We start from the raw sequence: 21,681 nt of genomic DNA on the forward strand, positions 1-21,681 counted from the left end.
CACATGACATGAGTACCGAAACCCGTACCGCCGTCGTGACCGGCGCGGCCCGCGGCATCGGCGCGGCCGTGGCCCTCCGACTGGCCGCCGACGGCTACCAGGTCGCGGTCGCCGATCTCGACGAGGCCGCGTGTGAACCCGTCGTGACGCGCATCCGGGGCGACGGCGGAACCGCCGTGGCGGTCGGCGTGGACGTCGGCGACGAAGCCGCCGTCCACCGCGCGGTCGAGCGGGTCGCCACTGCCCTCGGTGACCCGACCGTCCTGGTCAACAACGCCGGAGTCACCCGTGACAACCTCCTGTTCCGGATGACCACCGACGACTGGGACGCGGTGATGACCGTGCACCTGCGCGGATCCTTCCTCATGAGTAGGGCCATCCAGCGGCACATGGTCGACGCCGGATGGGGACGCATCGTCAACCTTTCGAGCACCTCCGCCCTCGGCAACCGTGGCCAGGCCAACTACGCCGCCGCCAAGGCGGGGCTACAAGGCTTCACCAAGACCCTGGCGATCGAACTGGGCAGGTTCGGGGTCACCGTCAACGCGGTCGCCCCGGGGTTCATCGAAACCGAGATGACTATCGCGACCGCCCGCCGGATCGGCATGCCGTTCGACGAGTTCAAGGCCGCCGCCGCGGCCGAGATACCGGTCGGACGCGTCGGGCAGCCGGAGGACATCGCCGCCACCGTCTCCTTCCTCGCCGGGCCCGAGGCCGGATTCGTGTCCGGACAAGTCATTTACGTAGCCGGCGGGCCGCGGGCATGACGAGGAGAGAGGAAGGACCCGCTGTGCGTACGTTTCGGAATATCGACGAGTTCGGCACGGCCGTGGGCACGCACCTCGGGTACAGCGCGTGGCACCTGGTCACCCAGGACCAGATCGACCGTTTCGCCGCAGCCACCGATGACCACCAGTGGATCCACGTGGACCCGGTACGGGCGGCCGGCGGCCCGTTCGGCACGACGGTGGCCCACGGATACCTCACGCTGTCGCTCGTCCCGAAGTTCCTGAGCGAGATCTACGCCGTCGAGAACGTCCGCCTGGGCATCAACTACGGCTGCAACCGGGTACGGTTCCCGGCACCTGTCCCGGTCGACTCGAGGATTCGGGCCGGGGCGGAGGTGGTCAGCGTCGAGCAACGGCCAGACGGCGTGCAGGCCGTCGTGCGGGTCACCGTCGAACGGCACGACGCCACCAAGCCGGTCTGCGTCGCCGAAGTCGTCGTCATGCTGGTGCCCTGAGATGTCATCCCTAGCCGACCGGAACGGTCCCTTCGTCACCGAGCTGCCCGGTCTGGACCTGGACCGGTTCCGCCGCTACTACGAGCGGCAACGCCCAGGCGACCTGCGCGGGCCACTGCGCGGCCGGCTCATCGCCGGCGGCAAGTCGAACCTGACGTACGAGGTGACCGACGGCCACAGCTGGTGGATTGTTCGCCGCCCGCCGCTGGGGCACGTCCTCGCCACCGCGCACGACATGCGGCGCGAATTCCGCGTGATGACCGCCCTGCGCGACACGGCGGTGCCCGTACCGCGCACCTACGCGCTGTGCGAAGACCCGGAGGTGTCGGGCGCGCCGTTCTTCGTCATGCAGCGGGTTATCGGCACTCCCTATCGCGACGCGAGCCAACTCATGCCCCTCGGCGCCGCCCGCACCAGAGTGATCTCGACCCGGATGATCGACACCCTGCTGGCACTGCACGAAGTGGATCCGGCCGCGGTCCAGCTGACCGATTTCGGGCGCCCGGACGGCTTCCTGAAGCGGCAGGTACGCCGGTGGCGCCAGCAGTTCGACGCATCGCGCAGCCGGGATCTGCCCGACGCGGAAGAACTGCATCGACGGCTCGTCGAGCGGACGCCGCAGCCACAGCCACCCGCGGTTGTGCACGGTGACTACCGCCTCGACAACCTGCTCATCTCCGAGGACCACGTCGCCGCAGTCATCGACTGGGAGATGGCGACGATCGGCGACCCGCTCACCGACATCGCGTTGCTCATGACCTATCGCCGGATGGCCGAGTTCGGCTCGGCCAGCGCCGTCGCGGATGCAGGAACGGCACCCGGGTTCCTGACGGACGTCGAGATGCTCCAGCACTACGCCCGATTCAGCAGCCGCGACGTCAACGAGATCGGGTTCTACCTGGGCCTCGCCGCGTTCAAGCTGGCGGTGGTGCTGGAGGGCATCCACTTCCGCTTCCTTCAGGGACAGACCGTCGGGGCCGGGTTCGAGAATATCGGCGACATCGTCGAACCGCTGATCTCGGTCGGTCTCTCATCGATCAAGGAGAATGCCTGATGGACTTCGCCTTCGACGCCACAACCGAGCGAATGCGGCAGCGCCTGCTCGCCCTCATGGAGGAAAAGATCTATCCGGCGGAGGCGACCTTCCGTGAGCAACTCGCCGTCCTGGAGAACCAGTGGGCCTGGTCCACCGTCCCGATCCTCCAAGAACTGCGCGCCGAAGCGCGGGGCGCGGGTTTGTGGAACGCCTTCCTGCCTGGGCAGGAAGGTGCCGGCTTGACGAATCTCCAGTACGCCCCGCTAGCGGAGATCACCGGGCGTAGTCTCCACCTCGCACCTGCGGCGTTGAATTGCGCCGCACCGGACACCGGAAACATGGAGGTGCTCGCGTCGTTCGGCACCATCGCTCAGCGCGAGGCCTGGCTGGACCCACTCCTCGCTGGTCGGCTCCGGTCGGCGTTCGCGATGACCGAGCCCGACGTCGCGTCCTCCGACGCCACCAACATCGCCACCCGGATCAACCGTATCGGGAACGGCTACGTGGTCAACGGACGCAAATGCTGGATCACCGGCGCGATGAACCCGGAGTGCGCCCTCTTCATCGTGATGGGCAAGACCGATCCGGACGCAGACCGACACCGGCAGCAGTCGATGATCCTGGTCCCGCGCGACACCCCTGGCGTGGTCGTCAAGAGAGGCATGGAGGTGTTCGGGTACGACGACCACAACCACGGCGGACACGCCGAGATCGTGTTCCACGATGTACGGGTCGATGCGAGCAACCTGATCGGCGCCGAGGGCGACGGCTTCGCGATCGCGCAGGCCCGGCTGGGCCCGGGACGAATCCACCACTGCATGCGTTCCATCGGTGTAGCCGAGCGGGCCATCGAGCTTATGTGTGACCGGGCCGACGCCCGGATCGCGTTCGGCCGGCCATTGGCCGACCAGGGCGTCGTTCGCGACTGGATAGCGGAGGCGCGGGTGAGGCTAGAGCAGCTGCGGTTGCTGGTGCTGAAAACCGCCTGGTTGATGGATACCAAGGGCAACAAGGCGGCGCACAGCGAGATCCAGGCGATCAAGATCGCCACACCGAGGACCGTTGAGTGGATCCTGGACAAGGCCATCCAGGTGCATGGTGCGGGCGGGTTGAGCCAGGACTTTCCGCTCGCCGAGTACTTCGCCAACGTCCGGACGCTCCGCATTATTGACGGACCGGATGAGGTACACAAGAATGCGTTCGCCCGGGGAGAGCTCAAACGACGCGCAGCGGTCCGACGATTGATGTCGGGGTGATGTGTCCGCCGGCGGCGCAGGTGGCGATGAGATGGTCGTCCGCCGAGGTGGCGTCCTTGCGTGGTCACCTGGGCTTGCATTGCGGCCTTGGCGCGCAGCGGGCCGCAGGAGCCGTGCTCCTTGGTGGTGCTGAACGACGCTCGACTGGCCCGGAGTCTGTCGGAGTGAGCCATCCACGTCCGTGTGGTGATGGCCTAGGGATCTTTGCAGCGGTTGAGGCGTCTCACATCAGCGAGCAGCAATCGAATGAGCCTGTGGCGGCGGCTCCCGGCGTATCGGCGATGCCGTTCGGGGCGTAGTTGTAGTTCGCTCCGGTTGGTGATCATGGATTCGTGGTGAAGCTCCGACACAAACCCCACGCGCCGGATGGACGACGGCGGGCGGGCGTCCGTCGTCAACGGTCAGTCGCCGACCCTCACGTGGGTGTTGATCGCCCGTCGCCGAACCGCCGTGACTGTCATAGCTGGGCCCTGAACTGGGAAAACGCCCCAACACTCCAGGTCAATCAATTCTCGGCCGCCGGTGCCGTGAGCACCGGACCACTGTCACGGACCCGCCGCCCCTGCCGGTGACATGCTTGACGTTCGAGTGCCGATTCATGAGCCGCTCCAGCTGTGAGCAGTGCCGCAGGTTGGACTTAGCGCAGTAGTCATCACGGCACCAGCAAGCTGAGCACTTCTGCTACGCAGGCCGGCTTGTCACTACCTTCCCGGTCGATGGTGACGCGGGACGTGAGCCGATGGCCGCTCGTGGTCTGTTGGAGAGCGAGTAGTTCCACGCCGCCGCGGAGCCGCGATCCCACCGGGACCGGGGAGGGGTACCGCACGCGGTTGGCACCGTAGTTGACTGCCATCGTGGTGTCCTCGATCCGATAGACCTGGTTGAGGAACGATGGCACCAGGGAAAGCGTGAGGTAACCGTGCGCGATCGTTGAGCCGAAGAGACCTTGTGCTGCCCTCGCGGGATCGACATGGATCCACTGGTGGTCGCCGGTGGCGTCGGCGAATGCATCGATCTGCTCCTGGTTGATCGTCCGCCAGTCCGAGTAGCCGAGGTGCGTCCCGACGGCACCTTTCAGTTCCTCGATTCCGTGAAAGATCCTCATAGTCTGGTACTCCTCTTGGTCTTCGATGCCCGGCGGACTCACTTCGTGGGGCTGCGGGTCCACTGGCGATGTAGAGAACCTCGAAACGCGTCCCGCAGGTGGACGACTAGGACGGCGTCCGAGTTGGCTCGCGGCACTTGAACAACAAGTTGTTCGCGTGGGACGCGAGGTTGTTGGCAAAGAGCGAGGGCGTGTCCCACGTTCGTCTCGAACGCACTGGTGATGGAGTCTTCGTAGCCCCGATCGGCTCTTGCGGGTGCCCTGCCTTCCGTAGTCGGGCGGTTCGTCGATGACGCCGAGGCGGGCCTTGATGAGCAAGGTTCGGGCCCAGGCAGCGGCGCAGGTACCGGTGCGCCCTAGGTCGTGTCTCTCGGACGTTCGCTGGCTTGCGGCGGAACCCAGACGACGCCTGGCGGCGCTGGCCGTCGGTCCGGATACAACACCCGTATCCGGACCGACGGCTGCCTTGCCGGATCGCCGCTTGGGCCTCGTCTCGGCTCGACGAGAACGCGCTGCGCTAGTGGTTGGTTACCCCAGGTGGGAACTGGAACCCGGTGAGCACCGATCGCGGTGGTAACCAGGGGCGGGGCTGCCTGGCATCTTCACCCTCGCGCCTCCCGTGCTCATGTCAGCGCTCAATGCAGCAGAGCCCCCAGAACTGCACGTCAACCGATGTGACCCCTAGTTCGCGATCCCGATAAAAATCGCACTCATCACGCATCCTCGACGGCCTCGGTCAGTCCTTGCGTTTGCGGATCTCTTCGATCGCCTGCGGTACGACCTTGAACAGGTCGCCCACGACGCCGAAGTCGGCCAGCTCGAAGATGGGTGCCTCTTCGTCCTTGTTGACCGCGACGATTGTCTTCGATGTCTGCATGCCGGCGCGGTGCTGGATGGCGCCTGAGATACCCAGAGCCATGTACAGCTGCGGTGAGACGGTCTTGCCGGTCTGGCCGACCTGGAACTGGTGCGGATAGAAGCCGGAGTCGACGGCGGCGCGGGACGCGCCGACGGCGGCACCGAGCAGGTCGGCGATCTCCTCGACGAGCTTGAAGTTGTCGCCGCTGCCCACACCGCGTCCGCCGGAGACCACGATGGAAGCCTCGGTGAGCTCCGGGCGGGAGCCCTTCTGTTCGGCGACCCGGTGGACTACCTGCGCGAGCTTGTCGTTGTCGGCCACCTCGACGGCAACGTTCTCCACTGCAGGTGATGTCTGCGCCGGGACCGGGGTGACCGAGTTGGGCAGCAAGGTCACTAGCGGGATTCCCTTGGTCACCTTGGACTTGACGATCACCGAGCCGGCGAACGCAAGCTGCGTGGCCACACCGGAGCCGTCGAGGCCGACCGCGTCGGTGAGGATGCCGTTGTCGAGCTTGATCGCCAGCCGGCTGGCGATCTCCTTGCCCTCCTGAGTGGAAGCAAGCAGTACCGCAGCCGGCGATATCGACGTGATCAGGTTGGCCAGCGCGGTGGCCTTCGGGGCGATCAGGTAGGCGTCGATGTCTTCGCTCTCCGCAGCGTAGATCTTCTGCGCGCCGAACTCGGCGAGCCTGTCCTGGACCGCGGCGGCCGCACCCGGCACGCCGAGCACGACCGCGGACGGCTCACCCCACTCCCGGGCGATCGTCAGCAGTTCGAGGGTGGCCCTCTTGACGCCGGATGCCTGTGTGGCCTCGACGACGACGAGTACCTCTGCCATCTTTGGGAGCCTCTCTGTCAGACGAGCTTCTCGGACGCCAGGAACTCGACGAGCTTCACGCCGCCGTCACCCGAGTCAGTGATCTTGTTGCCGGCCTGCCGCGGCGGCCGCTTGCTGTGCTCCACCACGGTGCTGGTGGCACCGTCGAAGCCCACGTCGGAGGTTGGTATGCCCAGGTCGGCCAGCGACTTGGTTGCCACGGGCTTCTTTTTGGCGGCCATGATGCCCTTGAACGACGGGTACCGTGGCTCGTTGATCGTGTCCCACACGCTCACGACGGCGGGCATGGCGGCCGAGACCACCGCGTAGCCGTCCTCGGTCTGCCGTTCGATCGTCAGCGTCGACCCGTCCACGGTCAGCGTCCGCGCGCCGGTGAGTGCGGCAATGCCGAGCCGCTCGGCGATCATGTGCGGCATTACCTGCACCCGGCCGTCGGTGGACTCTGCGCCGCACATGATCAGATCCGGCTTGATCTGGGAGATTGCCGCCGCCAGGACCTTCGACGTGGCGACCGCGCAGGAGCCGTGCATCGCCTCGTCGGTTACGTGAACAGCGGAATCGGGCCCCATCGACAGAGCCTTGCGGATCGACTCGCCCGCCCGCTCCGGGCCCACTGTCAGGACGACGACCTCGCCGCCGGTCTGCTCCTGGACCTGCAGCGCCTCCTCGATGGCGTATTCGTCCATCTCGTTGATCACATTGTTGGCCGACCCGCGGTCGACGGTGTTGTCGTCGCTACGCAGGTTGCGTTCCGCACCGGAGTCGGGCACCTGCTTGACGAGTACGACGATCTTCATGGTCAAGGCTTCTCGATTCCATAGGTTCTCAGCTGGGCGATGTGCTTGTCGGCCGCGAGGGCGAGTTCTGGGCTCAGAGGAGAGGAGCGACGCGTCTCGAGATTGATGTGAAGGATGTCGAAGTCGAGTCTGTTCGAAATCTGTTTTCGGGAGTGGTTGAGTAGTAGTGAGGTTCCGCGAAGTAGTCTGTTTGTCCTGGTTTGCAGGGTGGGGTGGACGCTCACCTCGTCGCCAACCTTCACCTCGGCTAGGTATTGCAGCCGGTGTTCCACGGTGAACAGTGTGTGGCTGTTCCGCTCCCGGTAGTCCGCTACGAAGCCGAGTCGCTCCATGAGCCACCGCACCGCCGCGGTCTGAAGGCTGAAATAGTGGCTGATATTCATGTGTTCGTTCGCGTCTTCGAACTCGGGCGGGATGACCAGCCGGAATGGCGCCGGGAGTTGGCAGGCTGTCGTGAACGCCGGAAGGTCGTGCCGTGCGTCTCGCGGCGAGGGTGTCATTTCTGTGTCATCCCGGTGAGTCGTCCGGAGATGATGGCCTCGGCCTCAGCGATGATGCGGTCGAGCAACTCTCGGCAGGTGGGTACGTCGTGCACGAACACCTGTGCCAGCCCCGCCCACCAGATGCCGGCCTCGAGGTCGCCGGTCTCGTACACCTGTTTTCCGCGAGCGCCCGCTACCAGGTCACGAACGTCCTCGAAGGCGCCTCCGTTCCGGAGGATCTCGACGACCTTCTCAGAGACAGAGTTGCGGGCGACCCGGGCGGTGTTCTGCAGTTCCCGGAAGATCAGATTCGTCTCGTGCTCATCGTTGGCGACGATGCGTTTCTTCACGTCGGGGTGGATGGGGGTCTCCTGAGTGGCCATGAAGCGGGTTCCCATCACGATGCCGTCCGCGCCGAGTGCGAGGGCGGCGGCAAGTCCTCGGCCGTCGCCGATCCCGCCAGCGGCGAGGAGTGGCACATTGACCCGATCGGCGATGGCGGGGACGAGCACCAGGCCCGGAATGTCCTCCTCACCGGGATGGCCCGCACATTCGAAGCCGTCGACGATGATCGCGTCGACGCCGGCGGCGGCGGCCTTGAGTGCGTGCCGGACGCTCGTCGCCTTGTGAATGACCTTGACTCCGGCCTGTTGGTAGTGCGACGTGAATAGCGCAGGATTGGAACCCGAGGTCTCCACGACGGTGATCCCGGCCTGAATCGCCGCGTCACGATATTCGTCGTATGGGGGAGGGTTGATGGTTGGCAACGTCGTCAAATTGATGCCGAACGGTTTGTCGGTCAGATCGTGGCACCGGCGGATCTCGTTGTAGAGGTCCTGCGGCGTCGGTTGAGTCAGCGCGGTGATGAGGCCGAGGCCCCCGGCGTTCGACACCGCCGCGGCGAGTTCCGCGTATCCGATCCACTGCATTCCGCCTTGCATGATCGGCTTCTCGATGTGCAGCAGCTCGGTGATTCTCGTCTTCACAACGGATCCGTTCCTTTCCTGGGTGCTCCCGACCGCGTGAGGCGCAGGACATCGTGCTCGGCCCGGTAACGGAGCAGTCGACCCGCGGCCTCGATCCGCCTGCTCGCGGGCTGCGCATCCGGGCCCGCTCGGCTGCGTCCCGAGCGGCGTCCACATCCGGAAACCGTCTGGAAACGAAGTCTTGACTTACGAGCGTTCGTAAGTCAAGACTCTGGCTGTGCATCGACTCACAGCCGACGACATCCCCGCCTACGAAGACCTGCCGGTCATCGAGCGCCTCGGGTATCCCCACGCGTGGGACGTGTTCGGTGCGGATGACCACCTCGGCACGCTGAACTACCTCACGCCCGACGTCGTGGCCGCCGCACTGTCGGAGGCCTCCCGCGGGGTGGTGGTGGCGCTGAACCTGCCGATCGACCAGCCGGCGCCGCCGTTGTTCGGGCGCGAGCCGACCAAGCACGACTTCTTCACCCACGACCGGAACACGTGGGACGACCGGCTGGACGCGTACTTCCCGCAAGGGTCGAGCCAGTGGGACGGCTTCCGCCACGTCCGTGCCCGTGAGTTCGGGTTCTTCGGCGGGGTAACCGCCGACCCGTCGCAGGACAAGTCGTGGCTCGGCATCGACGTCTGGGCCCGCCGGGGCATCGTCGGGCGCGGGGTGCTGCTTGACGTCGCCGCGTACCTGCTCAGATCCGGCGACGAGCTGCGCTGCGACGCGGAGCGGGCCATCACGCCAGAACTGCTGCGCGAGGTCGCGTCCGAGCAGGGCGTCGAGGTGCGTCACGGCGACCTGCTGCTCGTGCGCACCGGGTGGCCCCGCAAGTACGCACAGCTAACCGGGGAACGCCGAACCGAACTCGCGGAGGCCCCGGCCTTTCCCGGACTGCACGCCGGAGAGGAGACCGCCCGCCTGCTGTGGAACTGGCGCGTTTCCGCACTCATCACTGACGTCCCCGCAGTCGAGCCCGTCCCCGGCGACCCTGCAGTCGGATCACTGCACCGCCGGCTGCTTCCGCTGCTGGGCATTCCCCTCGGCGAACTCTTCGATCTCGAAGGGCTCTCCGATCGGTGCCAGGAGTACGGCCGCTACACCTTCCTGTTCACCTCTGCCCCGGTCAACCTCCCCGGCGGGTGTGGTTCCCCCGCAAACGCGCTCGCCATCTTCTAGAGAGGACCACCACCCCCATGAAACGGTCTTTCAGAACGGTCGTTGCGACGGTCTCGGTCGGGCTGCTGGCCGCCAGCGCGGCGGCCTGTGGCGGCTCGGACGCCAGTGGTTCCGACTCCGGCGAGATCACCCTCGGCGTTCTGGGCCCCATCTCAGGCGCCCAAGCCCAGATCGGCCAGAACCAGGTCAACGGCGCCGAGGTCGCCGTCGCCCAGATCAATGCCAAGGGCGGGATCAACGGCCGGAGCGTCAAGCTCGTCACCCAGGACGAGGGTTCCTCACCCGAGACCGCCGCGGCGGCGATCCGTAAGCTCGCCAACGACGGCGTCTCGCTGCAACTCGGGATGCTCTCCAGCGCCAACTGCTTGGCCACCGCGCCGACGCTGCCGAGACTCAAGGTCGTGATGGTCGACGCCGGTTGCACGAACGACGGTCTGACCGGCCACGACGGCAAGGACGCACCGCACCCGAACTTCTTCCGCGTCGGCAACGCCGACACGCTCATGGTGACCAGCCTCGCCAAGGTGATCGCTCAGAAGTTCCCGACCGTCACGGACTACGACGCCTTTGGCTACAACTACGTCACCGGCACCTCACAGTGGAAGATCTTCCAGGAGACCGTGAAGGAGAACGGGGTCGCGCTGCGGACCCAGAAGGAAACCTTCGTCGCCCTCGGGGAGCAGAACTTCAAGCCGTACGTCCAGGCGCTAGCCAGCGTCTCCGGCGACCCGAAGACCCGCGGCCTGTACCTCGGCACGTACGGCGCGGGCACCGCGAGCTTCCTGCAGCAGGCCCAGGACCTCAACCTCGCCTCGAAGTACGCGTTCATCGTTCAGCCGGGCGGCTACTACCCGGTCGCGCGCACCCTCGGTGGCCGGGCTCCCGAGGTGTGGAATGCGTACGACTACAGCTACGCCGCGTTCGACAGCGAGATGAACGACGCTTTCGTCAAGGACTTCGAGGCGAAGACCGGCAAGAAGCCGGTGTCGTGGAGCTACGACGCCTACCTCGCCGTGTACGCCTACAAGGCGGCGATCGAGAAGGCCGGCTCGGCGGACTACGACAAGGTCCTCAAGGCGCTGCCCGGCATCGAGTTTGACTCGCCCGCCGGCAAGCTCACCATCAACGCGAAGACCCACCAGGCCAACACCCCGGTCGTCGTGACGCACAGCGCCGGTGACCCCAACGCCACCGAGACCGTGAAGATCCTCGAGACACAACTCGTCAAGCCGGAGGACTGACCGACCATGAGTCAGCTGGTCTCCGTCCTGCTGAGCGGCGTGGCGTACGGCGTCCCGATCTTCCTGGTCGCCAGTGGGCTCACATTGATCTACGGCGTGATCGGGGTGCTCAACTTCGCGCACGGAGCGTTCTTCGTGCTCGGCGCGCTCCTGACCGCCAGCCTGCTCGGCGGGGCGACCCCCTCGCTCGTGATGTTCATCCTGGCCGTGCTGGCGGGTGGCCTGCTCGCTGGCGCGGTGGGGCTGGTCACCGAGATGACCGTCGTGCGTCGCCTATACCGGGCCGACCACATGACGATGCTGCTCGCCACCTACGCGGTCCTGCTGTCCCTCGAAGGCGCGAGCGAGGTGGTGTGGGGCACGGACAGCCGGTCCCAGCGGCAGCCCGAACTGCTCGCCGGCGACGTGCGCGTCGCCGGCGCGGCGATCACCATGTACGACCTGGTGCTCGTCGTCGTCGGGATCGTGGTCGCGGTCGGCCTCTGGTTGCTCATCAACAGGACCCGCTCCGGCCGGGCGGTCCGGGCGATTGCCCAGGACGCCACCATGGCCCAGGCCATCGGCATCAACGCCAAGACCGTCCTGCTGCTGGTCTTCGGGTTCGGCAGCCTGCTCGCCGGTGTCGCGGGCGCCCTGATGGCACCCAACGTCGCCATCTCTCCGAGCCTGGGCAACGCGTTCATCCTGCAGTGCTTCGCGGTGGTGATCGTCGGTGGTCTCGGCTCGGTCGAGGGTTCCCTGGTCGCCTCCGTGCTGGTAGGCATCGCCGAAACGGCAGCGGTCGCATACGCCCCGGTCCTGACCGGGTTCACCTTCTACATCCTCGTCGCCGTCGTCCTCGTGCTGCGCCCCCAGGGCCTGCTCGGCAACGCACGGGTCAGGAGGGCCTAGCCGTGAGGACGCTCAAGAGCCCCGCCGTACTGCTGGCGGCGAAATGGCGGACGGCCGCACGACCCCCGGCCGCGAAGACGCCCGGGCGGGCCTGGTCGTCGCTGCGGCCGGTGGCCGAGCCGATCATCTTCGCCGCGGTCACGTCGATCCTGTACTTCTCGTTCGACCAGAGCCTGCAGTTCGTGCTCATGACCGGTGTCGTGTACGCGCTGCTCACCGCGAGTCTCGGCGTACTGCTCGGTTGGAGCGGTATCTACACCTTCGGTCACGCGGCGTTCTTCGGCATCGGCGCCTACACGGCCGGACTGTTGAAGGACCGGGACATGTCCCCACTGCTGTTCCTGCTCGCTGGGGCCGCCGTGGCAGCCGTCATCGCGCTGGTGGTGGGCCTGTTGGGGGCGCGGATCGTCGCCGTGGAGTTCGCGATGATGACGCTGATCATCGGTCAGGTCGTCTACCTTCTCACCTTCAAGATCGAGGGCTTGCAAGGTGACAACGGCATCTTCGGCATCCCAAGCGGCACGATCGGGGGCTGGGACATCGCGACCGAGGACAACCTGTGGTGGTACATCGTCGCCGTCGTCGCCGTCCTGCTCGGGTTGCTGCGCCGGATCCAACTGTCGCCTTACGGCGTCAGCCTGAACGCCGTCCGTGACGACCCCGTCAAGGCGGCTGCGGTAGGGTTGCCGGTCCGCGCGCTCCGGCTATCCGCCTTCGTGCTCTCCGGGGCGGTCGCCGGGGTCGCCGGGGTGCTGTACGCGCAGCAGCAGGGCATCGTCACCCCCTCGACACTCTCCTTCACGTTCAGCGGCCAGATCATCATCATGGCGTTGTTCGGTGGTCTGTACCGGTTCTGGGGCGCGCCGATCGGGGCGATCGTCTTCCTGCTGCTCAACAACCAGATCTTCGGCGAGACGTCGCACGGAACCCTGATTCTCGGGGTGATCCTGCTGTTCATCGTCGTGCTGATGCCCGGAGGGATCCTCGGCGTCGCCGACTGGATCCGCGACCGAGTCAAGGTGGTGCGCTGATGAGCCTGCTCGCGTTGCACGGCGTGCACAAGCACTACGGGGGTCCGCCCGTGGTGCAGGACGTGACCTTGGCGGTCGAGCCGGGCGAGACGGTCGCGATAATCGGCCCGAACGGCGCGGGCAAGACGACGCTGTTCTCCGTGATGGCCGGCGAGCGCCTCGCCGACCTGGGCCGCGTCGAACTGTTCGGCAAGGACGTGACCCGGGCGGGAGCGCGTCGACTGGCCCATGCGGGCGTGGCCCGCACCTTCCAGATCGCGCGGTTCTTTCCAAGCAGGACCGTCGAGGAGAACGTGACGATCGCGCTGCAGAGTACGCATCGCCGCTACCGCCGGTTCTGGGCCGGCGCGCCCCGCCCCGACGACCGGGTGGGACGCGCTATCGACGCGACCGGCCTCACGGACCTGCGCTGGGTGCTGGCCAGCGCCCTGTCGCAGGGCAACCGGAAGAACCTGGAGATCGCGATGGCGCTGGTGCAGCAGCCGAAGCTGCTGCTGCTGGACGAGCCGACGGCGGGCATGGGGATGGAAGACCTGCCCCGGACCATCTCCATCCTGAAAGATCTGCGGCAGGCCCGACCCGACCTGGCCATCGTCATCACCGCTCACGACATGGATGTCGTCTTCGCGCTGGCGGACCGGGTGGTGCTCCTGGCTAACGGGCGGATCGCGATTGACGGCAAGCCCGAGGAGGTCCGCGACGCCCCACAGACGCGGGAGATCTACCTCGGTAACTCGTACCGGGGAGGATCCGCATGAGCATCCTCAGACTGTCCGACGTCACCGCGTCGTACGGGCTCGCGAAGGCCCTGTTCGGCGTCAGCCTCACCCTCGAACAAGGCGAGACGGTGGGTTTGCTCGGACGCAACGGGGCTGGCAAGACGACGCTGCTCAAGTCGGTGATCGCCGAACCGTCCGTCACCGTGGCCGGCGAGATCGCGATCGACGATCGGGCGCTGCGGGGCCTGCCGACGTACCGGATTAGCCGGCACGGGGTTGCCTGGGTGCCGGACGATCGGCGGGTGTTCACGGCGCTGAGTGTCCGGGAAAACCTCGAACTGGCGCACACCAAGAACGCTCCTGCTGACCAACTGGCCAAGGTCGTGGCGAGCGTGCCGCTCGTCGGGCGACTGCTGTCGCGACGCGGTTATGAACTCAGCGGCGGGGAGCAACAGGCAGTGAGCATCGCGCGTGCGCTGATGTCGGCGCCGCGGTTCGTGCTGATGGACGAGCCGACCGAGGGGTTGGCGCCGCTCATCGTGGAGCAGTTGCAGGAGTCCATTGCGCGACTGCCGAGCGAGTTCGGTGTGGGCATTCTGCTGGCCGAGCAGAACTTCGCGTTCGTCGCGGCACTCGCGCAGCGTGTCGCGATCGTCAGCACCGGACGGGTGGCGTGGACCGGCAGTACGTCGGAGCTTGAGAATGGTTCCGACCTGATCGACCGATACCTGTCTGCGGGGGCGAGTCAGCCGTGACCGATTACAAGCGAAACTCGGCGGAAACCGAGGCCCAGATCTATGCCGAGGCGCGCCGCCTGTTCAACCTGAAGGGATACGTCGGGATGACCCTGCGGGAGATTGCCGCGGGGGTGGGCATCGAGGCCCAGAGCCTCTACAACTACACCAAGTCCAAGCAGGACCTTGTCGTGGCCCTGATGCGCCAGGGCACCCTCGCCATTCAGGAAGCGGTCGACAAGGCCGTCGCGGAGGCCGACTCGGCACCGACCGCGCAACTCTGGGCGGCGACCTTCGCCCACACCGAGCACTACTGCTCGAGCAACAAGGTGGTTCTCGTACGCGAGGGCCTGGTCCACCTCAGTGCTGACCGCCGCGCAGACATCGTGGGATTGCTCAAGAGGTACGAGGAAACGTTCAAGGACATCTTGCGCTGCGGGATGGAAGCCGGCGAATTCCGTCCGCTCGACGTGACCCCCACCTGCTTCGCGATCCTCGGTATGGGGGAGTCCGTCGTCAACTGGTTCGACCCCGACCGTCGGCTCGCCGCCGTCGACGTCGCGCGTACTTACGCCGACCTCGCCGTGCGGTCGGTCGCCAGGCCCCCAGCATGACGCACCAACCGTAAGGGATACCTACTCGAATGACAGTCACCAGCTTCAGCGAACCTCGCGCAGAGGCCTTCCGCAGGGAGATCCGATCCTGGCTCGAGGCGACCATCCCCGACCGATGGCGGTACGAGCGCGAGCGCCTCACCTCGGAGGAAGCGCGGCAGTTCCAGCAGCAGTGGGACCACTTGCTGCACAAAGGCGGCTACGCGGGCCTTGCGTGGCCTTCCGAGAACGGTGGCCGTGGTCTCGGCCCGATCGAGGAGCTGATCTACTATCAGGAGTCGGCTCGGGCGAACGCTCCCGACGGTTTCGGCCGGATCGGTCGCGTGCTCGCGGGGCCGACGATCATCGCGTGCGGTACGCCCGAGCAGCAGGCGACCTATCTGCCGCGGATTCTGGACGGCTCTGAAATCTGGTGCCAGGGGTTCTCCGAGCCCGGGGCGGGCTCAGACCTTGCCGCCGTCAGCACAACTGCCAAGTGGGTCGAGGGTGGCTACCTCGTCAACGGCCAGAAGATCTGGACCAGCTTCGCGCAGTACTCCAGGCGCTGCCTCATGCTGGCCCGCAGCTCCGACGGTCCCCGCCACCACAACCTGACGTTCCTGCTGCTCGACATGCAGCAGCCGGGCGTCGACGTCCGCCCTATCAAGCAGATCTCCGGCGACGAGGAGTTTTCCGAGGTCTTCTTCACCGACGTGTTCGTCCCCGATGCGGACCGGGTCGGCCAGGAGGGCGAAGGCTGGCAGGTCGCCATGACCGTGCTGACGAACGAACGCGGCACCACCGAGGCTGGCACCCGGCTGGTCGAGATCACGGCTCAGGTCGACACCCTTACCTCGTGCTGTGCCAATTGCGACGAGCACCGGGCCCGCGCCGTGCACCTCCGCGAGCGCAACGACCTGCTCCGCTGGCACGTCCTGCGCGCCACCGAGGAGAAGGCCTCCGGCGAGGACTGGTTCCGCAGTGGGTCGACGCTCAAGGTGATCTGGAGCGAACTGCTGCAGGCTTGCGGCCGCCTCGGTGTCGAGAGCGGGTGCGCCCGGCATCGCGACTACTGGCGGCATCACTACCTGAACGCGCGGGCCGCGTCCATCTACTCCGGCACGAACGAAATCCAACGCAACATCATCACCGACCGCGTCCTGAGAGTCCCCAGGTGACCGCCATGACAGTCCTCGTCGACGAGATCGGCGCCCTTGCCGCCGAAAACGTAGCGACCATCCTGACCAACGCGCCGGCGCAGGCCTGGCCGAAACTCGTCGAGGGCGGCTGGGCCGCCCTGGGCGCCGATCCCGACGCCGAACTCGGCATCCGTGGCCTCCAGGAGATCGCCCGGACCGCCGGCCGCTACGAGACGGCGACCCCGCTCGTGCCGACCCTGCTCGCTGGGCGTTGGTTCCGCCCTGACCCGCAGACCCTGGCGTCCGGCGTGAGCGTCGCCCTGCCACGGGGCGACGAGGTCGTCGCCCCGTACATCACCGACACCATCGTCATCCTCGATGTGCAGGGCAACCCCCTGCCCGTCGAACCATCCGGTGCCCGGCGTGAGGAGTTCTCACACGCCATGCCGCTAGCCGTGCTCGACGGCCCGCCCGCAGACACGGCGCTGGCGGCCCACCACACCGTCGAGTTGCACGCCGTCCTGGCGGCGGTCGCGGTGGGCTGCGTGGACGCGGTGGCTGATCGGTCGGTGGAGTGGGCACAGACCCGCGAGCAGTTCGGCCGTCCGATCAAGGCATTCCAGGCGGTCCGACACCACCTCGCCAACCTCCACATCGCCCGCGAGCAGGCCTGGACCGCGGCGATCGCCTGTGCCCACGAGCCGGACACCGCGCGGATGTGGTCGCGCCAGACGTGCGAGCTGGCAACGACCGCAATCGAACTCGGGATCCAGGTCCACGGCGGTGTGGGCTTCACCGAGGAGGTGGGACTACATCACTTCCTCAACCACGTGCTGCAGATCGAGTCCTTGCTGGGATCGGCCCAGTGACCACCCTGGTGTCCGACCGGCCCGCCCCAGGCGTACTGCGCCTGCGGCTGGACGGCGAGGACACGCTCAACGCACTGGACGAGGGAGCGAAGGATCAACTCCTTCACGCGTTGGCGTGCGTCTCGTCCGACAACACCACCCGAGTCGTCATGCTCACCGGCACCGGCCGTGCCTTCTGCGCGGGCGGCGACGTAAGAGCGATGGGGGAGCGCACCGCGGTCGAGACGGTGCAGGTGCTTGCCAAGGGCCGCCAAATCACCGAACGGATCGTGGCGCTGAACAAGCCCGTGGTGGCGGCCGTGAACGGCATCGCGTCCGGCGCCGGCTTCAACCTCGCCCTCGCCTGCGACGTGGTGCTGGCGCACCGCTCGGCATGGTTCCAGCAGTCCTTCGTGAGGCTCGGACTCATCCCCGACATGGGCGGCACGTACTTCCTGGCCCAGCAAGTCGGCCTGTACCGGGCGAAGGAGATCCTGCTGTCGGCGCGCCGAATCCGCAGCGAAGAGGCGCTCGAACTCGGCTTTGTCTCCCACGTCTACGGCGACGACTTCGCAGAACAGTGCCTCGCCTACTGCGCGGACCTCGCCCGCGGCGCCACCCAGGCACTCGCAGTCACCAAACTGCTCACCAACCGCGCCGTCGAAGGATCGCTGCAGGCGGCCCTCGACAAGGAGTCCCTCGGGCAGGCAGTCGTAGCGACCACGCACGACCACCGGGCCGCGGTCAGCGCCTTCCGGGAAAAGCGACCCCTCGACTCCGTCAATTTCATCGGAGAGTAACTATGCCTCGGTTCATCACCACCCACACCGCCGGCCGGATCGGCTATCTCACCTTCAACCGGCCAGAGAAGCTGAACGCAATGAACAACCAACTCCTGGACGAGTTCTCGGCGGAGATCGCCGCCTTGGGAGCGAACCCGGACATCTCCGTGATCGTGATCAGCGGGAACGGACGGGCGTTCAGTGTGGGGTTCGATGTCGACCCCGGAAACGGTGGATCCGACGCGGCATCCGGCCTCGAGTCGTACCTGGACTGGGAGTCGCTGCGCCGCAATATCCAGCGGTGGCTGGCGGTGTGGGACACCCCCAAGCCGGTGGTCAGCGCGATCGAGGGCTACTGCATGGGCGGGGCGACCATGCTCGCGGTCTGCACCGACATCACCGTGGTCGGCGAGGACGCGGTGATCGGATGGCCGGCGATCCCGCTCGGCGGGGGGCTCCTGAGCCCGACGACCGCCTGGCTCATCGGCCCGAAGAAGGCAAAGGAACTGTCGTTCATTGCGGGAAGCCGGATGTCTGGCGCGGAGGCGGCCGCGCTCGGGTGGGCGAACTACGCCGTGCCTGCCGGGACAGCCCTCAAGCGCGCGGAGGCGCTCGCGCAGCAGATCGCGAAAATGCCGCTGGACCTGCTGCGGCTGAAGAAGATGGCGCTCAACCGGCACATGGACCAGCGGGGCTTCCGGGAGGCGATCCTGCAGGGCGCCGAGTGGGACGCCGTGGCGCACACCGCGCAGGGCACGCACACCATGACCCAGAAGATCAAGGAGCTTGGGCTCAAGGGCGCCATCGGATGGTTCCACTCCGAGGAGAACGCATGAACCGATCAACCGCCCTCCTCGACTGGGCATTCAGCCAGCCGCGCAAGGACTGCATCGTCACCGACACGGAGCGCTACAGCTACGCGGAGGTCCGGGCCGCTGTCAAGGCCGCCGCCACGGCGCTCGCCGACCGGGTACGCTCGGGCACCCGCGTCGGGCTGTTCATCGACAGCACACCCAACTTCATCCTGTACGAGTACGCCGTCTTCTACCTCGGCGGCGTGGTGACACCGATCAACCGGGCAATGAAGCAGGAGGAGGTTCAGCGTCTGGTCGAACGGCTCGGCATCTCTGTGGTCGTGTGCGACACGCCGCTGGACCTCGGTCCGGAAGTCGCGACCCACCTGGTGACCGGCGAGTTCGACGTGCCGACGGTCACCGAGTACGTCGCCCCGGCTCAACTCGGCATCGACGACCCGGCGATGCTGTTGCAGACCTCCGGCTCGACAGGCGAGCCGAAAGGCGTGCTGCTGGCGCAACGGAATCTCGCCGCCAACTACGACCCGACCTATCGCTGGATCGGAGTCGGCAAGGACGACACCATCCTGTTGGCGCTGCCGATCTTCAACACGTACGCCCTCAACCAAGGCATCAACATGATGGCGATGTCCGGCGCGTCGATGCGGTTGCTGCGCAGGTTCTCACCCGACGCCGTAGCCGAGGCCCTCAGGGACAGCCGTCCGACGTTCCTGCCGATGGTACCGACGATGCTGGCCCGGCTCCGGCAGGCCGACGTCCGGTACGACGGGCCCATCAAGGTAGGCATCGGCGCAGCCCCCTCGCCAACCGAAATCGCCGCCGACGCGTGGGCCGTGTTTCCCCGGGCCCACCTGTACCTCGGCTACGGGCTCACCGAGGCTACGGCGATCGCCAGCCTCAACCACATCGGTACCGCCGCCGACCACCACGACGACTTCACGAGTACGGGCCCGATCGTGTCCGGCATCGAGGTGCGAATCGACGAGCCCTCAGGGGACGACCAGCGCGGTGAGATCCTCATCAAGGGCGACTCCGTTCTGCGCGGGTACGTCGGGACCGACGAACCGGTGCCCGTGGAGGACGGCTGGTTGCACACCGGTGACGTGGGGTTCTTCAAGGAGGGGCGGCTGACCATCGTCGACCGGATCCGGGAACTCATCATCCGCGGCGGGCAGAACATCTACCCCGGTGAACTGGAAAAGGTTCTAACGAGCCACCCGGCCGTGCTGGAGGCCGCCGTGGTCGGACGCCCAGACCAGGATCTGGGCGAGGTGCCGGTGGCCTTTGTCGTCCCACGGCCCGGCTTCCGGCCATCCCCCGACGAGCTACGGGACTGGACCAAGGCGCGTCTGGCGGCGTTCAAGGTGCCGGCCGAGGTGGTGGTGCAGGACAACCTGCCTAGGACACCCACAGGAAAGATTCAGAAGCGTGAGCTTCGTGCGTACGGTCGATAACTCCAGGCCCGCCTATGAACGTCGTGGGCTGGCACAGGTCGAGCATCTCGTCCGCGCCCATCTCCACACGCCGGTAGCACGGACCGCTCCGCGACCGGCGGTTACCGTCGTGCTCCTGCGCGATGGCGAACCGGGTCTTGAAGCGTTCCTGTTGGAGTGCGCATCCACAATGGCCTTCGCACCACGGCAGACAGTGTTTCCGGGCGGGTCGCTCGACGCCGCCGACGCACACGTGCGCGCCTTCGCCGATTGCGAAGAACTGGCGTCCTGGGGCAAGGGATTCGGCTGCGACCTCGAGCACGCAGCGCAACTACTGGTCGCCGCCGTACGCGAGGTTTTCGAGGAATCCGGCGTCCTTCTCGCCCTGGACACGCGCACCGGCCACCCGATCCCGGGCGCCGGTCTTGCCGCCTGTCGGCAGGAACTTGTGACCAAGACCCGCACCTTCGCCGACGTCCTAGAAGCCACTGGCGCCGTGCTCTCGCCGGCGCTCCTGTATCCGTGGGCGCGTTGGGTGACACCCGAGTGGTCCCCACGCCGGTACGACACCCATTTCCTTGTGGCAGCGCTGCCGACCGGGCAGTGGGCGACCGACGGCAGCGGTGAGGCGGTCTCGGTCGCCTGGCGAACGTCCGCTGACGGGCGGGCAGACTCATGAGACTCGTGCCATGAGCGTCGATTCCACATGCCGCATCGCGGTTCTCGATGACTACCAGAGGGTCGCCCTCACCTCGGCGAACTGGCGCACCCTGCCGCCGGGCTGCCAGGTGACGGTCGCCCGTCGACTCCTTCGCGGGCAGGTGCTCATCGACTTCCTCGCCGGCGCGCACGTCGTGGTGGCAATGCGCGAGCGCACTCCCATCAACCGTGACCTGTTTGACCTGTTGCCGGGCCTCAAGTTGATCGTCACCACCGGGATGGTCAACGCGGCCATCGACATGGACGCTGCGCGTGAGCATGGCATCGCGGTATGCGGAACCCGCTCGCTCGCCGGCCCCGCCAGGGAGCTCACCTGGGCCCTGATCATGGCATGCCTACGGCGTCGATCATGGCATGCCTGCGGCGTCTGCCCGAGGAACTGGCCGCCATGGCTACAGGCGGCTGGCAGACGACGATCGGAACGGAACTGGAAGGCAAGAGACTCGGCATTGTCGGGCTCGGGCACATCGGGCGGCGAGTGGCTCGCATCGCACGAGTGTTCGGCATGGATGTCGTCGCCTGGTCGCAGAACCTTACTGAGGAGTCCGCAGCCGCGGCAGATGCCCGGCGGGTCAGCAAGCAGGAACTTTTCTCCAACTCTGACGTCATCACGGTGCATCTCAAGCTCGGCGAACGCACCCGTCACCTCATCACCGCGCACGAACTTGCACTTATGCGGCCACGCGCCTACCTGATCAACACGTCCCGCGGGCCGATCGTTGACGAGACCGCCCTCCTACACGCCGTGCGCAAGGGCCAGATCGCCGGTGCGGCACTGGACGTCTACGACCAAGAGCCGTTGCCACACGACCACCCCTTTCGGCGCACCCCCGGCATCCTGGCGACAGGACACGTCGGCTACCTGACCGACGGGAACTACCGGATCTACTACGAGGATGCCGTCGAAGACATCGGCGCGTACCTCACAGGAACACCGATCCGTCGGATCAACTGATCCGG

The 21,681-nt window shown here is 66.7% G+C and carries 23 protein-coding genes and 1 pseudogene; 19 read left to right on the forward strand and 5 right to left on the reverse strand.

All coding sequences use genetic code 11. From position 1 onward, the window contains the following. Positions 1-8 precede the first annotated feature (8 nt). The 4 genes from fabG to GA0074692_RS03920 are packed head-to-tail and all read left to right on the forward strand — an operon-like array spanning position 9 to position 3,535. Complete coding sequence (gene fabG / locus GA0074692_RS03905) at positions 9-767, forward strand: 3-oxoacyl-ACP reductase FabG (RefSeq protein ID WP_091639411.1); 759 nt, start codon at positions 9-11, stop codon at positions 765-767. A 23-nt stretch (positions 768-790) separates the two neighbouring features. Next, on the forward strand, positions 791-1,243 hold the full coding sequence (locus tag GA0074692_RS03910) for a MaoC family dehydratase (RefSeq protein ID WP_091639414.1): 453 nt from the start codon (positions 791-793) through the stop codon (positions 1,241-1,243). Position 1,244: 1 nt separating this feature from the next. Then, the gene (locus tag GA0074692_RS03915; protein WP_091639417.1) at positions 1,245-2,297 is read left to right on the forward strand and encodes a phosphotransferase family protein; all 1,053 of its coding nucleotides are present in this window, start codon (positions 1,245-1,247) and stop codon (positions 2,295-2,297) included. Further along, positions 2,297-3,535 (forward strand): acyl-CoA dehydrogenase family protein, encoded by a 1,239-nt coding sequence (locus tag GA0074692_RS03920; RefSeq protein ID WP_091639419.1) that lies wholly within the window; start codon positions 2,297-2,299, stop codon positions 3,533-3,535. Before GA0074692_RS03915 ends, GA0074692_RS03920 begins: the two co-directional genes overlap by 1 nt. A gap of 652 nt (positions 3,536-4,187) precedes the next feature. On the opposite strand, the gene GA0074692_RS03925 is transcribed toward GA0074692_RS03920, so the two are convergent. From GA0074692_RS03925 to GA0074692_RS03945, 5 genes are all read right to left on the reverse strand, one after another. Then, complete coding sequence (locus GA0074692_RS03925) at positions 4,188-4,640, reverse strand: MaoC family dehydratase (protein ID WP_091652525.1); 453 nt, start codon at positions 4,638-4,640, stop codon at positions 4,188-4,190. A gap of 736 nt (positions 4,641-5,376) precedes the next feature. Further along, complete coding sequence (locus GA0074692_RS03930; protein ID WP_091639423.1) at positions 5,377-6,339, reverse strand: electron transfer flavoprotein subunit alpha/FixB family protein; 963 nt, start codon at positions 6,337-6,339, stop codon at positions 5,377-5,379. A gap of 17 nt (positions 6,340-6,356) precedes the next feature. Next, on the reverse strand, positions 6,357-7,136 hold the full coding sequence (locus tag GA0074692_RS03935; RefSeq protein WP_091639427.1) for an electron transfer flavoprotein subunit beta/FixA family protein: 780 nt from the start codon (positions 7,134-7,136) through the stop codon (positions 6,357-6,359). A gap of 2 nt (positions 7,137-7,138) precedes the next feature. Continuing rightward, positions 7,139-7,636, reverse strand: a complete 498-nt coding sequence (locus GA0074692_RS03940; RefSeq protein WP_091639430.1) for a thioesterase family protein — start codon at positions 7,634-7,636, stop codon at positions 7,139-7,141. Next, positions 7,633-8,604: an NAD(P)H-dependent flavin oxidoreductase gene (locus tag GA0074692_RS03945; RefSeq protein WP_281198763.1), complete on the reverse strand. Its 972-nt coding sequence runs from the start codon at positions 8,602-8,604 to the stop codon at positions 7,633-7,635. The genes GA0074692_RS03940 and GA0074692_RS03945 overlap by 4 nt, the downstream gene beginning before the upstream one ends. A 217-nt stretch (positions 8,605-8,821) precedes the next feature. Between GA0074692_RS03945 and GA0074692_RS03950 the strand changes: the two genes are divergently transcribed. From GA0074692_RS03950 to GA0074692_RS35620, 15 genes and pseudogenes are all read left to right on the forward strand, one after another. Then, positions 8,822-9,775 carry a cyclase family protein gene (locus GA0074692_RS03950; RefSeq protein WP_176738279.1) on the forward strand — a complete coding sequence of 318 codons (954 nt, stop codon included), beginning with the start codon at positions 8,822-8,824 and terminating at the stop codon, positions 9,773-9,775. Positions 9,776-9,792: 17 nt separating this feature from the next. Then, on the forward strand, positions 9,793-11,016 hold the full coding sequence (locus GA0074692_RS03955; protein ID WP_091639436.1) for an ABC transporter substrate-binding protein: 1,224 nt from the start codon (positions 9,793-9,795) through the stop codon (positions 11,014-11,016). A 6-nt stretch (positions 11,017-11,022) separates the two neighbouring features. Further along, a complete protein-coding gene (locus GA0074692_RS03960) occupies positions 11,023-11,907 on the forward strand; it encodes a branched-chain amino acid ABC transporter permease (protein ID WP_091639438.1) in 885 nt (294 codons plus the stop codon). Between the two features lie 2 nt (positions 11,908-11,909). Continuing rightward, a complete protein-coding gene (locus GA0074692_RS03965) occupies positions 11,910-12,938 on the forward strand; it encodes a branched-chain amino acid ABC transporter permease (protein WP_141725135.1) in 1,029 nt (342 codons plus the stop codon). Continuing rightward, positions 12,938-13,696 carry an ABC transporter ATP-binding protein gene (locus GA0074692_RS03970; RefSeq protein ID WP_091639442.1) on the forward strand — a complete coding sequence of 253 codons (759 nt, stop codon included), beginning with the start codon at positions 12,938-12,940 and terminating at the stop codon, positions 13,694-13,696. The genes GA0074692_RS03965 and GA0074692_RS03970 overlap by 1 nt, the downstream gene beginning before the upstream one ends. Then, positions 13,693-14,412 carry an ABC transporter ATP-binding protein gene (locus GA0074692_RS03975; RefSeq protein WP_091639445.1) on the forward strand — a complete coding sequence of 240 codons (720 nt, stop codon included), beginning with the start codon at positions 13,693-13,695 and terminating at the stop codon, positions 14,410-14,412. The genes GA0074692_RS03970 and GA0074692_RS03975 overlap by 4 nt, the downstream gene beginning before the upstream one ends. Next, positions 14,409-15,005, forward strand: coding sequence for a TetR/AcrR family transcriptional regulator (locus tag GA0074692_RS03980; RefSeq protein ID WP_176738280.1), 597 nt, complete (start codon positions 14,409-14,411; stop codon positions 15,003-15,005). Before GA0074692_RS03975 ends, GA0074692_RS03980 begins: the two co-directional genes overlap by 4 nt. 29 nt (positions 15,006-15,034) lie before the next feature. Further along, entirely contained in the window at positions 15,035-16,162 is a 1,128-nt protein-coding gene (locus GA0074692_RS03985; protein WP_091639451.1) for an acyl-CoA dehydrogenase family protein, read from the forward strand. A 5-nt stretch (positions 16,163-16,167) separates the two neighbouring features. Beyond that, positions 16,168-16,992, forward strand: coding sequence for an acyl-CoA dehydrogenase family protein (locus tag GA0074692_RS03990; protein ID WP_245730596.1), 825 nt, complete (start codon positions 16,168-16,170; stop codon positions 16,990-16,992). Next, positions 16,989-17,771, forward strand: coding sequence for an enoyl-CoA hydratase/isomerase family protein (locus tag GA0074692_RS03995; RefSeq protein ID WP_176738281.1), 783 nt, complete (start codon positions 16,989-16,991; stop codon positions 17,769-17,771). The genes GA0074692_RS03990 and GA0074692_RS03995 overlap by 4 nt, the downstream gene beginning before the upstream one ends. Positions 17,772-17,773: 2 nt before the next feature. Beyond that, positions 17,774-18,589 carry an enoyl-CoA hydratase/isomerase family protein gene (locus tag GA0074692_RS04000; protein WP_091639458.1) on the forward strand — a complete coding sequence of 272 codons (816 nt, stop codon included), beginning with the start codon at positions 17,774-17,776 and terminating at the stop codon, positions 18,587-18,589. Beyond that, positions 18,586-20,022, forward strand: coding sequence for a class I adenylate-forming enzyme family protein (locus GA0074692_RS04005; RefSeq protein ID WP_176738282.1), 1,437 nt, complete (start codon positions 18,586-18,588; stop codon positions 20,020-20,022). The genes GA0074692_RS04000 and GA0074692_RS04005 overlap by 4 nt, the downstream gene beginning before the upstream one ends. Then, positions 19,997-20,680: an NUDIX hydrolase gene (locus GA0074692_RS04010; RefSeq protein ID WP_141725137.1), complete on the forward strand. Its 684-nt coding sequence runs from the start codon at positions 19,997-19,999 to the stop codon at positions 20,678-20,680. The genes GA0074692_RS04005 and GA0074692_RS04010 overlap by 26 nt, the downstream gene beginning before the upstream one ends. A gap of 10 nt (positions 20,681-20,690) precedes the next feature. Then, positions 20,691-20,942 (forward strand): annotated as a pseudogene (locus tag GA0074692_RS35615) (hypothetical protein); the annotation flags it as partial. Between the two features lie 110 nt (positions 20,943-21,052). After that, a complete protein-coding gene (locus GA0074692_RS35620) occupies positions 21,053-21,676 on the forward strand; it encodes an NAD(P)-dependent oxidoreductase (protein ID WP_245730119.1) in 624 nt (207 codons plus the stop codon). Positions 21,677-21,681: the final 5 nt, after the last annotated feature.

It is taken from the genome of Micromonospora pallida (assembly GCF_900090325.1).
In the GTDB taxonomy this organism is placed as follows: Bacteria; Actinomycetota; Actinomycetes; order Mycobacteriales; family Micromonosporaceae; genus Micromonospora; species Micromonospora pallida.